The organism is Dyadobacter bucti (genome assembly GCF_005869225.1).
GTDB lineage: Bacteria > Bacteroidota > Bacteroidia > Cytophagales > Spirosomataceae > Dyadobacter > Dyadobacter bucti.
Genome location: NZ_SWFP01000005.1, coordinates 448620 through 461443 on the forward strand (window position 1 = coordinate 448620; position 12824 = coordinate 461443).

General features: G+C 42.9%; 11 protein-coding genes and 1 tRNA gene. 5 read left to right on the forward strand and 7 right to left on the reverse strand.

The features are described 5' to 3' along the window. Positions 1-61: 61 nt before the first annotated feature. The 7 genes from FBF61_RS18685 to tgt all read right to left on the reverse strand — a co-directional run bounded on the left by FBF61_RS18685 (position 62) and on the right by tgt (position 9482). Entirely contained in the window at positions 62-775 is a 714-nt protein-coding gene (locus FBF61_RS18685; RefSeq protein WP_138480028.1) for an acylneuraminate cytidylyltransferase family protein, read from the reverse strand. After that, entirely contained in the window at positions 768-1922 is a 1155-nt protein-coding gene (neuC, locus tag FBF61_RS18690; protein ID WP_138480031.1) for a UDP-N-acetylglucosamine 2-epimerase, read from the reverse strand. The genes FBF61_RS18685 and neuC overlap by 8 nt, the downstream gene beginning before the upstream one ends. Further along, a complete protein-coding gene (locus FBF61_RS18695) occupies positions 1922-2941 on the reverse strand; it encodes an N-acetylneuraminate synthase family protein (protein ID WP_138480501.1) in 1020 nt (339 codons plus the stop codon). The genes neuC and FBF61_RS18695 overlap by 1 nt, the downstream gene beginning before the upstream one ends. Beyond that, positions 2938-5289, reverse strand: coding sequence for a GumC family protein (locus tag FBF61_RS18700; RefSeq protein WP_138480033.1), 2352 nt, complete (start codon positions 5287-5289; stop codon positions 2938-2940). Before FBF61_RS18700 ends, FBF61_RS18695 begins: the two co-directional genes overlap by 4 nt. Before the next feature lie 152 nt (positions 5290-5441). Further along, positions 5442-6545 carry a UDP-galactopyranose mutase gene (gene glf / locus FBF61_RS18705; protein WP_138480035.1) on the reverse strand — a complete coding sequence of 368 codons (1104 nt, stop codon included), beginning with the start codon at positions 6543-6545 and terminating at the stop codon, positions 5442-5444. 125 nt (positions 6546-6670) lie between these two features. Next, positions 6671-8125, reverse strand: coding sequence for an OmpA family protein (locus FBF61_RS18710; RefSeq protein ID WP_138480037.1), 1455 nt, complete (start codon positions 8123-8125; stop codon positions 6671-6673). A 223-nt stretch (positions 8126-8348) separates the two neighbouring features. Further along, positions 8349-9482: a tRNA guanosine(34) transglycosylase Tgt gene (gene tgt / locus FBF61_RS18715; RefSeq protein WP_138480040.1), complete on the reverse strand. Its 1134-nt coding sequence runs from the start codon at positions 9480-9482 to the stop codon at positions 8349-8351. A 112-nt stretch (positions 9483-9594) separates the two neighbouring features. On the opposite strand from tgt, the gene FBF61_RS18720 reads away from it, so the two are divergent. The 5 genes from FBF61_RS18720 (at position 9595) to FBF61_RS18740 (ending at position 12808) form a co-directional block, all read left to right on the forward strand. Continuing rightward, entirely contained in the window at positions 9595-10725 is a 1131-nt protein-coding gene (locus FBF61_RS18720; RefSeq protein ID WP_138480042.1) for a glycosyltransferase, read from the forward strand. Beyond that, positions 10716-11336 carry a 16S rRNA (guanine(527)-N(7))-methyltransferase RsmG gene (rsmG, locus tag FBF61_RS18725; RefSeq protein ID WP_229215122.1) on the forward strand — a complete coding sequence of 207 codons (621 nt, stop codon included), beginning with the start codon at positions 10716-10718 and terminating at the stop codon, positions 11334-11336. Before FBF61_RS18720 ends, rsmG begins: the two co-directional genes overlap by 10 nt. Positions 11337-11365: 29 nt before the next feature. After that, positions 11366-11647 (forward strand): hypothetical protein, encoded by a 282-nt coding sequence (locus FBF61_RS18730; protein WP_138480046.1) that lies wholly within the window; start codon positions 11366-11368, stop codon positions 11645-11647. Between the two features lie 86 nt (positions 11648-11733). Continuing rightward, a tRNA-Asn gene (locus FBF61_RS18735) sits at positions 11734-11807 on the forward strand. Positions 11808-12082: 275 nt separating this feature from the next. Next, the gene (locus FBF61_RS18740) at positions 12083-12808 is read left to right on the forward strand and encodes a hypothetical protein (RefSeq protein WP_138480048.1); all 726 of its coding nucleotides are present in this window, start codon (positions 12083-12085) and stop codon (positions 12806-12808) included. Positions 12809-12824: the final 16 nt, after the last annotated feature.

A 12824-nucleotide genomic window follows, 5' to 3' on the forward strand; every position in this document is an offset into this window, starting at 1 on the left:
CCCGCTGTGAATCACATTCATCGCACCGAAGCTGTTTGTGATCAGTAATAATACCCGAGTTTTATACTGGGGCTGCATTGGCTGCCCATTTTTCCGCCTTTTCCCAATCTGCATAAGAATCTATATTTATGTCCGGTTCATCCTCATTTATAAATCCGGCGATGTTTCCTCCGAGCAAAACTCCCCGTTTTATCAGATCCGTCTTTGTAATGTAAATTTTCCCGTCTCTATAATACGCACCAGGTAGATCCTGCCGACGTGGGGTAAGTACTGTTTGATCGATAGCAGGATCCAGGAACCGATTTTCGTTACAGATGAAAGCCCAATAGGGATTATATTTTTCAGGGATCTTCTTGATTGTGACCAGACTGTCAGCCTTTGATCGGATAATTTCCTGAATAGTCTTGTCGATCAAACCTTTGCCGCGAACTGGCGTAGTCGGTTGCAGGAGACAGACGTAGTCAAATATTTCCCCTATGTCTTCATAATATGCGACTGCATGCTGAGCAACAGCAATCGAAGGAGTTTGGTCGAGCGCAAGTTCTGCAGGCCGGATAAATGGAATTTTTACATGCTGGAATTGCCTGACATGGTCAAGGATTTCCTCGTTATCGCTGGAAACTATTATAGTATTAAGCAACAGCGATTCCAGTGCAGATTCGATTGTGTATTGGATCAGGGACCTTCCGGCGAGCATTTTGATGTTTTTACCTGGTATGCCTTTTGACCCGCCTCTTGCCGGGATCAAGCCGAGTATGCGCGGGAATTTATCCATCAGACCTTGATTTTTCAGAATTGAGCGGTACTCTGTCGAGCAGATCGGCGATCATTTTTCCTGCACCTCCGTTTCCATAAAGTATATTGGACGGATAATGTTTGTGAGCGATCTGTCTTTCAATCGCATCTTTGATAGCAGTTGCGTCGTAATCGACATCGATCACATTTATACCTCTTTCCCTGCCAGCCTGGCGTGTGCCAATATTGACTACCGGAATCCCTAAAAACGAACACTCTCTTATCCCGACGCTCGAGTTCCCAATCAGGCACAGACTGTTTTTTGCTAATTTTAAAAAATGTGCAGGCGCCATATTCTTGAAAAAATGAATCGGAAGGCCGGGATTATGCTCGCGGAATATTCTGATTCCCTTAACAGTTCCTCCTGTTCCGGGATCCATGTTTGGCCAAAACCAACAGGTTGGAATGTTCAGTTGTTTGATTGCTTCGAGGGTTTGGTCTATTTGAGTTTTTGATAAATGACTTTCGGTAGTTACAGGGTGTTGCATCACTACCAAGAAGGGGCTAAGTAGCTCAATATGTTCGCCCACGCCTCCGTAGAGCTGAAAGGCATCAAAGTCTAACGCAGATTTTTCCAACACTTCTGCTGCGAGATCGATAGATGGACAACCAACATTATATACAGATTTTGAGCTGTTAATGGCTTTCTCAACACGAACCTTTGCCTGTTCTGTTGATGCAAAATGGAGGTCCGCCAATTGTGTTACGGAGTACCTGACCTTGTTATCGATATTGCCCGTAACCTCACCGCCCTGCAAATGCGCGAGTGGAATATGTGCAAAAGAAGCAGCTATTGCTGCTGACATGGTTTCGAACCTGTCGGCGATCGTGAATACAATATCAGGGGTGATATTATCGAAGACGGTTGCGAGTTCAATAATACCCAAACCCGTTGTTTTTGCCGCAGCGGTGGCGGTTTCGGCATCGAGTGCATTCGAGATCCTTGCTGTAACTTTAAATCCGTCGTTTCTGATATTTTCCAGGACTGATCCGTAGTTGTCGAGCAACGCGCTTGCGGCCAATACGAGTTGTAATTCAAGCTTCGGGTGTTCATGGATGGCCGCCAAGGCAGACTTTACGCGGCTGTAACTTGCTCTTGCCGTGATAACAACACAAATTTTGCGCATTAGATAAGATCGTTTAGTGTTACAAAATCCCATTGCGCAAGATCCTTATTTAGCTTTCTATTAATAATGGATTCGTAATCCAGAGCAGGAATTCCTCTGTCGCCCGGTTTTTTGGATTCAAAATCTTGTATGCACAAAGAATGTCCTTTTTTTAGCTTTTTATTGACCGCCAGGGATTTGCCAAATAGTGTTTTGAGAAATTCAGATGATTGGTTGTCTGTTTTATTGACCGGGCTATTCAGCGCCGATTCGATTTGCCTGACTCCCTTGACCATGACTTCCGCCTGATCGACAGTCAGGGATGAGCGTGCGTCCGGGCCGAACATTCTTTGATCGTATACAATGTGAAATTCCAGTATTTCTGCTCCCAGAGCGGTAGCGGCCAAACAGGCATAAATGTCTCCGGAATGGTCTGAAAATCCTGTTTTTACAGCATAACGTTCTTTCAAAAGCGGTATGACGTTTAGTCCCCATTGCTCAGGCCGGGTGGGATAGGAGGTTGTGCATTGCAGGATGGAAAATTTGACTTCTTGTGTTTTTAGAAAACTCGAAATTCGGTCCAGTTCGTCGTAAGAGCTCATTCCGGACGAAAGGATGATTTCCTTTTTAGTTTCAGCGATTTTTCTGATCATTAAAAGATTATTGATTTCGCCCGAACCAATTTTGAACTTGTCTGTGCCTACCTTTTCCAGCAACTCAACTGACTTAACAGAAAACGGGCTGGCCAGAAAATCGAGGTTTTTATCATGACAATGATTTCGTAATCCTGCCCATTGCTCTCTTGTAAATTCCATTCTTTTCCAATAGGCAAACCTGCTCGCATCTTCGTATGAAAATGGTGCACGAAAGCCTTCATACATGCTGCTTTCGGCCTCTGCAATATGAACCTGAAACTTTGCGGCATTGACACCTATACCTGCCAGAGCATCGATATAGGAATGCGCCATTCCCAGACTTCCCTCATGCGCCTGGCCAATTTCGCCGATGATATAGATACCGTTTTGTTCCAAATTGATCATCGGGATTTCGTGTTTAGCTTTAACCATTTGCGAATCCTTTGCAAAATGTTTTCTTCCTCGTTGTAATAACCGTAATTATATCCTGGCAGTGGTTTCACGTCGTTAATGATCAGGTGAAGTCCCGGTAACAAATCACCGTCAGAAATTCCTCGTATCGTTTCCAGCTGATGTTTTTGCGTAAATTGTTGCCGGATTACATACAGTGAAACATCCGCATGATGGGCGATGAGGCGGGCATCGGTTACCAATCCGATGGGCGGAGTATCCAAAATGATAAAATCATATTGGGCTTTTAGTTGGGATATCATTTCTCCTGTTTTTTCCGTGCAAAGCAGTTCAGCGGGATCAGGTGGCAAAGGACCGGACGGTATCACGTCAAAATAGCCGTGTAAGCCTGATGGTTGGATAATTGTTGATAAACTACTGTTGAATGTCAGATGATCCGTAACGCCTTCTATATTTAGGTTCAGGTAGTTAGCTATTTTGGGTTTTCGCAGATCCAGCTCGATCAGCAATGTTTTTTTACCGGTTAAGGCAAGCGCATTGCACAGGTTCGCAGCGATAAATGACTTGCCTTCACCGCCTATGCTGGATGTCAGAAGAATCACATGTTTACTTTTTGTCGCACGCAAAAATTGGATATGGGTACGAAGAACCCTGAATTGTTCTGCAATATGGCTTTTGCTGTCCGACTGAAATACGCTTATGCTGGATCTGTTATGATGTCCGATTTCAGCAAGAATAGGTATTTTAAGCCGGGAAGTAACATCGGTCGAGATTTGTACCTGGGTATTTAGTGTCTCATGCAGATAGAGTATTGCAAGAGGAAAACCAAACCCGATCAGGCCAGCTAAAAGTAAGTATAGCTTTTTTTGTGGATTTACGGGGTCGGGATCAGCCTTTGGTTTATCAATAATTCTCGCATTGGCGAACGTCGATGATCGTGAAATGGACGCCTCTACCCGTTTTTTCAATAAAAAAGTATAAAGCTCCTGTTTGATCTGTTGCTGTCTGGAGTAATCTAAAAATGTCCTTGTTTTCGACGGGATTTTATCTGTTTGTTTTTGAAGACCTTCCACATGTAGATTTAGAGCAGCAATGCCAGTTTGCAGCTCTTGTTTTTGCGATTGAATGCTTTCCAGTAAATTTTCCCGGGCGCCTTTTAATTCGGCTTGTAGTGCCTGAAATGAGGGATGCGCAGCTGCCGTGGTCGCGTCCGTTTTTTTTAACAATGAGTGGAGATCGTTGTAATTTCGGACGATCGCTATAAAATTGGGATCTTGTACAAATAGTGAAGATGGAATAGCATGGCCGGGAAATTCGCCGATATATTTCTGCAGGCATTCAAGGATTTTAAGCTGGATAGTATATTGGCGCCTGTCTCTGGACAGTTGACTTGAAGTTTGAACGAGCAGTTTGCCATTTTCTTCAACATCGGTCATGTGGTTTGACCGTAGAAAATTCTCAATCCTCTTTTCTATTTCGGCCAGTTCAGCGGATACTTGCCGCAGGTTTTCATTTATAAAAATGATTGTGCTATCCGCAATCCGGTTTTTGTCGTCAATACTGGCTTTCAGATAGTTTTCGATCAGCTGTTGCATGATCGCCTCTGCTTTTACAGGAAGTTTTTCTGTCAGTGATATGTTTACAACACTTACAAGTTTGTTAGCGGCTTGAACCTTTAGTGATGCCGAGTATTCATCCACGACCTCATTTTTTTCGGATATAATAATTGAATACTTGTCTTCGGGCGCGGGTTTATACTTTGTCTTTTGTATGATTGCGTGGCCTTGGGGCAGTAAAATTGTGTCGCCAAATATTCCGTAAATCTCTGTATCAGCGGTGGCTAACCGGTATTTGTTCCCATTCTGAAATGTTAGTGAATAAGTGACCGGTTTGACCCAGTGGATCGAATCGGGGTTGATAAGCTGAACAAAAAATGGCGATTTTTCATATAGTTCGGCAGTCTTGACATGTCCCGAAGCGAAACAGCGGATGAAAAGCTGGAGATCATCGACAACACTTTCCATCAGCGTTCGGCTTTTAAGGACTTCAAGTTCATTGTCAACGCTACTTTGCACGGGGCCTAGTCCGAGGTTTTCGAGTGCAGTTACGTCTCCAAATTCAGAGCCCCTGGAATCATCCCTTATCAGAATGGACGCATTTACGACATATTGTGAAGTTGCGTATCGTAGATAAATGAATGTTGAAGAGATACACAAGATTGGTGAGATGACAAACCAATACCAGTTGCTGCGAATACCGCGCCGGATAGTGGGACTTAACAGACCTTTTTCCGGATGGATCGTTTTAGTTCGTGTAATGTTTTCCAGCAACTTTTCCTGCATGAGTCTGTGACGAAGTGATTTTCCGATTTAGACGCTGCTTTGTAACTTAGGTAACACGATTTTTACAATTATTTTTTATGAATGCTAAAAACAAAAAATCCTTGTCCCACGAAAGTTTCGGAACAAGGATTTGAAATCAGGTTTCGGTTAAATTATCCGAAATGTACTTTCACTTTCTTCAGCGCTGAACCAACGACCTGATGCATGTCGTAATAGCGATACTCCGCTAATCGTCCTCCGAAAATCACATCGTCTTCCTGGGCAGCCAGCGCTTTGTATTGATTAAAAATTTCTGTGTTTTTGTCATCATTCACGGGATAATATGGTTCAGCTCCTTTTTCCCATTCCTGCGGATATTCATGTGTAATGACGGTTTTTGGCTGAGTTCCAAACTCAAAATGTTTGTGTTCGATGATGCGTGTAAATGGTGTTTCGCCGTCCGTATAATTCACTACCGCATTACCCTGGTAATTATCCTGATCCAGTAATTGATTGTCAAAACGCAGGCTTCTGTATTCAAGCTGCCCGTATTTGAAATTGAAATATTCATCAATTTGCCCGGTATAAACAATCGTTTCAGCAAGTTCTGCAAGTGCCGCCCGTTCCTTGAAAAAATCCACGCCTGTCCTAACATCAATACCTTTCAAGAGACCCTCGGTCAATTTGTTATATCCGCCAATGGGAATACCCTGATATCGGTCATTGAAATAATTGTTATCAAACGTGAACCGTACTGGCAGGCGCTTGATGATAAAAGCCGGCAATTCGGTAGCTTTTCGCCCCCACTGCTTCTCGGTATAAGCTTTGATCAGCTTGTGGTATATGTCGGTACCCACCAGCGAAATCGCCTGCTCTTCAAGGTTTTTTGGATCTGTAATGCCGGCTTCTTCAACCTGCTCCCTGATCTTTGCTTTGGCTTCTTCCGGAGTACGTACCTTCCATAGCTGATAAAAGGTATTCATATTAAACGGAAGGTTGTAGAGCTCCCCGTTAAAGTTTGCAACAGGAGAATTGGTGTATCGGTTAAACTCAACAAACGAGTTTACATAATCCCAAATGTCCTTATCATTGGTATGGAAAATATGGGCACCGTATTTGTGGACATTGATGCCTTCTACGTTTTCACAAAAAATATTACCGCCAGTGTGTTCGCGTCGGTCTATAACCAGGCATTTTTTTCCTCTTTTATTTGCTTCATGTGCAAAAACAGATCCCCACAAACCGGCGCCAACTATCAAATAATTGTATTGTTTCATTAATTCTCTCTTCGTGCTATTAATAGGTAATCCTTCAAAATTTTAAACAAAATATCGTAATGGTATGGTGAAAAGAGAAAGGCTCCCGTCGGGGAGCCTTTCTCTTTTACGTTGACTTAAAACTACTACGGAAGAAGTTTAAGTTCTACGCGACGGTTTCTCTGAAGACCTGCACGTGTTGCGCTGTCAGCGATTGGTTTGAATGAACCGAAGTAGTCAACAATCACTTTGCTAGGATCAGTCAGACCAGCTTCGTTGATCAGGTAGTTTTTAACAGCATCTACACGGCGACGTGAGAGTGCGATGTTGTAACGATCTGTTGCACGACGGTCAGTATGTCCGGCAAGTTGCAGACGGCATCCGTTTTTGTTCATCAATGCTGCTACGTTTTTAAGCAGTTCCTGGAATTCAGGTTTGATAGTATTTTTATCAGTATCGAACATCACGTTTGCAAAGATCTCGCTGCAGGCAGCACCTGTCGCCAATGCATTTTTTACGTAAGAATCGAAGTCAAGCACACGACCGCTACCGTCAACAATGCTTCCGGCTGGTGAATTTGGTTCTTTATCGAAGAAGTCAGAAACACCATCACCATCAGTATCAAGCAACAATCTTGGGTCGATATCTTTTGGACGATTTGCTTTCGCAACAGAATCCATTTCTTCAAGTGTAAGAATTTTTGGTGCTTTAAGCAACACTTTTGGATCTGTGTAACGCAGGTGGTAATATCCGCCTTCATCTGGTTTGTAATCCCACTTGCCGTCAACCTTAGCAACTTTAAGTGCTTTCTTACCTAACTTATAAGTCAACTGGATAGATCCGAAACCATAGCTATCAAGTTCAGAATTTCCTTTGCGTGAAGTTTTCTGATCAGAAATAATGAAACTGTCTTTAATTCTGTCATAATCGCCACCATAGGTTGCATCCAGGTAATCGGAGTTGGTATGGTTCAGACGAAAGTCAAGACCGATATCGATTCTTTTAGATACTTCATAATTGATGTTCAAACCGGTTGGAACAATCCAGTCATTCATTTTGCCTGTTTCGCGAAGAGCAACACCTCCCGTAAGATCATAAGCCGTTGCGTCATAGAAAATTTGACCGATACCTGCATAGGCATCAATTTTCCAGCGCTTCATTTTATTCGGCCCCATTAGAAGGCCTTTGAGGTTAACCGTTCCCGCGAGAGAGACGTCGAAATAGTTTCCTTCAAAATAACGGTTGTAATTACGACGTTTCATACCGCGTAAATTTCCGATAGAACCGTCAAGACGGGCGCCAAATAGGTAGGAAAGCTGTTTGTTAATCGTGAGGCCGCCTTGAAAAGTCCCAGATTCTTTATGGCTGTCAGAGTTTGTTTTTGTAACTGGCCAAAAATCATACTCTCTCAAATCTCCAAAGAACATTGACGGTCCAAAGTGTGCGGAAATTGACCATGTGTTCAATTTGTAAGGACCATCATAACTAGCCTTAGGATTGTAATCCGGAGAATTCGGTTGCTCTAGCGGTTGTGCCAATGAAGGCAGCGCCATCATTGCCCCCAAGGCAAACGAACAAATCAACTGGGATACTTTTTTCATACTATTCAAGTTAGCGTTATTAAGATTAACTAGGATTAAGTTATAGTCAATTATGAGTAAAATTATATTATTTTAATTCATGGCCAATTTTGTATTAACCAAAGCCTAGTGGCGCAAAAATAGGTTAACAATATCATTTAATCAACCATAGTTGCTACAAATGAAAAACTTTCCTGTTAATTAATTCAAAATTTACCCGAAAGAAACTCCCTTTTGTGAACTTTCAAAGCCGTTGAATTAATTTTTTTTCGATATCTCTCCTCCAGGATACAAAAGTTCCGTCTATAATTTTTTCCCTTGCCGTGTTCACCAGCCACAAATAAAATGTCAGGTTATGAACGCTTGCAATCTGGGCACCGAGCATCTCTCCTGATTTTACAAGGTGCCGCAAATACGCTTTGGTATAAAATGTACTGACGTATCCTCCAAGATTAGCATCAATGGGTGACAGATCATCCTTCCATTTTTCGTTACGGATATTGATCACACCTTCTGTCGTAAAAATCATGCCATTACGGGCGTTGCGGGTAGGCATTACACAATCGAACATATCAATGCCAAGAGAAATGCATTCTAAAATGTTAGAAGGCGTTCCGACGCCCATCAAATATCTTGGTTTTTCTTTGGGAAGTATTTCGCATACTACTTCTGTTAGTTCGTACATGATCTCCGCGGGTTCTCCGACAGACAGTCCGCCGATTGCATTTCCTTCCCGGTTTTGGGCGGCAATGAATTCTGCAGATTGTTTTCTAAGGTCTTTGTATACACTCCCTTGAACAATAGGAAAAAGTGTCTGGCTATGGTTGTACAGCTGTGCTGTATGGTCGAAGCGATCGCAGCAGCGGGTGAGCCACCTATGGGTCATCTCCATTGACTGCCTGGCGTAAGAAAATTCACAGGGATAAGGTGTACATTCGTCAAACGCCATAACAATATCCGCGCCGATGATCCGCTGAATATCCATGACATTTTCGGGCGTGAATGTGTGTACACCACCGTCAATGTGTGACTTAAATACCACACCCGCTTCGTTGATTTTGCGCCCCGTGCCTGCCAGGGAGTAAACCTGGTAACCTCCACTGTCTGTAAGAATGGGCCTGTCCCAACCATTAAAGCCATGAAGTCCGCCGGCTTTCTGCAGGATATCGAGCCCCGGCCTCAGGTATAGATGGTAAGTATTGCCTAAAATGATCTGCGCTTTGATATCTTCTTTTAATTCCCGCTGGTGTACAGCTTTCACAGTTCCGGCCGTGCCCACCGGCATGAATATCGGGGTCTGGATCAACCCATGATCGGTTTCGATTAACCCTGCGCGTGCTTTGGAGCCTTTATCTTCAACTTGTAAGGTAAACTTCATTAAAAGGTTTTAAAATGCTGATGTGCAAAAATAGCGGGAAGGTCTCTAACATTCCTGACAATGACCGTATATTTGCAAACTGATATGGAAAAATTTTACTTCTCTCTCTATTGTGGCCGATTCTTTAATTTATGCGCTGGGGGCGTTTGTGTTTCTTCAGTTATTCTATTATCTGTTCTTTTTTACCAGGCTGGCATTTTACGGTAAAGGCGCAAACTACGCAAATACAAGACCCGGGGTTACAGTACTGGTTTGCGCCTGGAATGAAAAGGAGAATTTGATGGAATTGCTTCCGTTACTGGATGCGCAGGACTACCCCGAGTTTGAAGTGATTTTGCTGGACGACCGCTCAGACGACGGCAGTGAGGAATTTATCAGAGGCAACATCCAAAACTGGAAACATATCCGCTACATCCGTATCAATGATCAGTTTGATCACGTTACCCCAAAGAAGTATGCGCTGACCGTTGGAATGAAACAAGCCAGGTTTCCCATCGCCCTGATGACGGACGCTGACTGCCGGCCGTCAACCAATCACTGGATCACCGCCATGACTTCACGGGTGAGCGAAGAGAAGGACATTGTGCTGGGATTTTCGCCTTATGAAAGGCAGGGGGGATTGCTCAACTGGTTTATCCGCTGCGAAACATTTTATGCAGCTGTTCAGTACCTTTCTTTTACGCTCGCGGGTATTACCTACATGGGTGTCGGCCGAAATATTCTTTACAAGACGAAAGTTTTTTTCGCTAATAAAGGCTTTTACACGCACCGCCATATATTCGGAGGTGACGATGATATATTTCTGAATGAGGTCGCAAACGGTTCGAACACGACCATCTCTATTGAAGAAGACTCTTTTGTTTATTCCAAACCCAAAACAACCTGGGGCGATTGGTACAGGCAAAAACAGAGGCACCTCGCGGTTAGCCGGTTTTATAAAACGCGGAATAAGATTCTGTTGGGTTTACTTTCGGGGTCACACGTGGCGGCATGGGTAATAGGATTAATCATTCTGGTACTGGGGCTTCTCACTAAAGATATACTTTTGTTGCAAACATTGGGCATCGTTTTTGGCGTCAGATGGACCGTCCAATGGTTTCTTCTTTTACTTATTAATATGAAGCTGGACAATACTGTCGAATGGTTCGGCTTTTTGCTGATGGATTTTGCCCTTTTTATGTATTATCTCATCTTTGGGTTTCTGACATTCACAAAAAGAAAACCTCGGAGATCATGGAATTAATCAATAAATACTTCCCGGACATTACGGATGAGCAGAGGTTCAGGTTCGGCCAGCTGGAAGATCTGTATTATTATTGGAATGCGCGGGTGAACGTCATTTCGAGGCAGGATATTGAAACCTTGTATGAAAGGCATGTGCTGCATTCGCTCGGTATCGCAAAAGTGCTTCAGTTTAAACCGGGGACGAGTATTCTGGATGTGGGTACCGGCGGCGGATTTCCGGGTATTCCGTTGGCTATTTTGTTTCCGGAAGCGCAGTTTCACCTAGTGGATAGTATTGGTAAAAAAATACGCGTAGTTGAGGAAATTGTTCAGGGGCTGGGATTGAGTAATGTCAAAGCCGAGCAGGTAAGGGCCGAAAAGCTTGATGATTCATATGAATTTGTAGTGAGCCGTGCAGTGACGCGGATTACGCCGTTTGTGGGATGGGTCAAAAGAAACATCAGCAGGAATTCATTTCATACCCTCAGGAACGGAATTTTATATCTCAAGGGTGGTGATCTCACCGAGGAGCTCTCGGAGCTGAAAGAAAAATCACGTATCTACGAGCTTTCCGACTATTTTGAGGAAGAATTTTTTGAAACAAAGAAGGTGGTCTATGTACCTTTATAGTGAAACAAATAAATCAATTATAAAACAAGATGAAGCAACGATATAGCGCCAGCGGATTGATGAACCCTTTCTTTCCCGACGAAGTTTCCTTTGGCGAAAAGGGCGTGACTTTTAAAGTAAGAAAGCTTTTCAGAAGTACCGACAATTTTGTTTTTTACACAGATATATCTGGTGTGGAGATCGAGAGCGGCATATTTTTTTCAACCATCCGTGTTATTCCAAGGATGCGTCAGGAAATAATTATTAATAATTTTACAAAGGGAGATGCAAAGAAAGTCAAGGAGTTAATCCTTCAGCAGGTGCAGGGGTAAGAAATTTTTTGGTGCAGATGCTTGCGCTATATAACTTGAATTGCTAGATTTGCACCAGAATTCAGATAAACAATCGGATTTGAAATTCCTGAATAGCTCAGCCGGTTAGAGCATCTGACTGTTAATCAGAGGGTCGTTGGTTCGAGCCCAACTTCGGGAGCCTGAAAATGAAGCACTTAGCATTAATTTGCTAAGTGCTTTTTTCTTTAGTTGCAATAAAAGTTGCAATAGATAAGAATGAGGCAGTTTGCCCAAAAGATTGAAAAGGTTGACGCAGCATTTCTGTTTGAGTTGCAATAACTCACTTCCAGTTATCTTTTCAACGCTGGTCTCCCGCACCACCTTGGCTACATTTCCGTAATTCTCCCGCTCACGGCATCGTTCAAGTCGTCAATATGAACTACATTGTGTTTTACTTCCCTCTTAAAAAAAGTTATGAACTCAACCAGTTTGAACGAGCAGCTTCTTGATCTCTACCTTAAAGAGCTCCCTGAAATTTACAATACAATCAATACGCATGCGACGCCTTTACAGGTTGAGAGAATGCATGGACCGTTCATGATGCATGTCTATCCTGAATACACTGAGTCCAGAAAGAAACTAATGTTTGTGGGGATGGAAACTCATGGATGGGAGGATTTTAAACCAAATGAAGACCTTCTAGACACGCATCGGCGACTTACATCCAGATATGAATCTTTCATGACAAATCGTGAACAGCCAAATTCTCCGTTTTGGTGGTTCATAAGGGATTTAAACCAAAGCTATGGGCAGGGGGACCTTAACAAAACGATTCTTTGGACAAACCTGTCGAAAATTGATATCGAAAAAAATCGACCTACTGGGAAGTTGTATGATCACTCGATGAACGGATTTATCAACCTTCTCTCCAAAGAAATCAGTATTGTAAAACCAGATATCCTCATTATTATGACGACAAGTCCTAATTATGGTTATCACGTGAGAGAATACTTTGGCGTTCATACAGGAAATGCAGCCATAGAGACGATACTTCCAAGGTTATTATACAAGTGGTCTTCGGACAAGCTCCCATTTAACACTTTCCAAATTTGCCATCCCAACAGCCTTCGTTTCAAAAAGGGAGGTTTCACGGTAAATGCAAGCTCAATTATCAAAATGATCAATCAATTGGCTCAATAGCCAAATTCAGGTAAAT

Excerpts from the sequence above, each read along its gene's own strand:
- FBF61_RS18685 (WP_138480028.1), bottom strand. The coding sequence starts at position 775 with ATGGATAAATTCCCGCGCATACTCGGCTTGATCCCGGCAAGAGGCGGG.
- neuC (WP_138480031.1), bottom strand. The coding sequence starts at position 1,922 with ATGCGCAAAATTTGTGTTGTTATCACGGCAAGAGCAAGTTACAGCCGC.
- FBF61_RS18695 (WP_138480501.1), bottom strand. The coding sequence starts at position 2,941 with ATGATCAATTTGGAACAAAACGGTATCTATATCATCGGCGAAATTGGC.
- FBF61_RS18700 (WP_138480033.1), bottom strand. The coding sequence starts at position 5,289 with ATGCAGGAAAAGTTGCTGGAAAACATTACACGAACTAAAACGATCCAT.
- glf (WP_138480035.1), bottom strand. The coding sequence starts at position 6,545 with ATGAAACAATACAATTATTTGATAGTTGGCGCCGGTTTGTGGGGATCT.
- FBF61_RS18710 (WP_138480037.1), bottom strand. The coding sequence starts at position 8,125 with ATGAAAAAAGTATCCCAGTTGATTTGTTCGTTTGCCTTGGGGGCAATG.
- tgt (WP_138480040.1), bottom strand. The coding sequence starts at position 9,482 with ATGAAGTTTACCTTACAAGTTGAAGATAAAGGCTCCAAAGCACGCGCA.
- rsmG (WP_229215122.1), top strand. The coding sequence starts at position 10,716 with ATGGAATTAATCAATAAATACTTCCCGGACATTACGGATGAGCAGAGG.
- FBF61_RS18730 (WP_138480046.1), top strand. The coding sequence starts at position 11,366 with ATGAAGCAACGATATAGCGCCAGCGGATTGATGAACCCTTTCTTTCCC.
- FBF61_RS18740 (WP_138480048.1), top strand. The coding sequence starts at position 12,083 with ATGAACTCAACCAGTTTGAACGAGCAGCTTCTTGATCTCTACCTTAAA.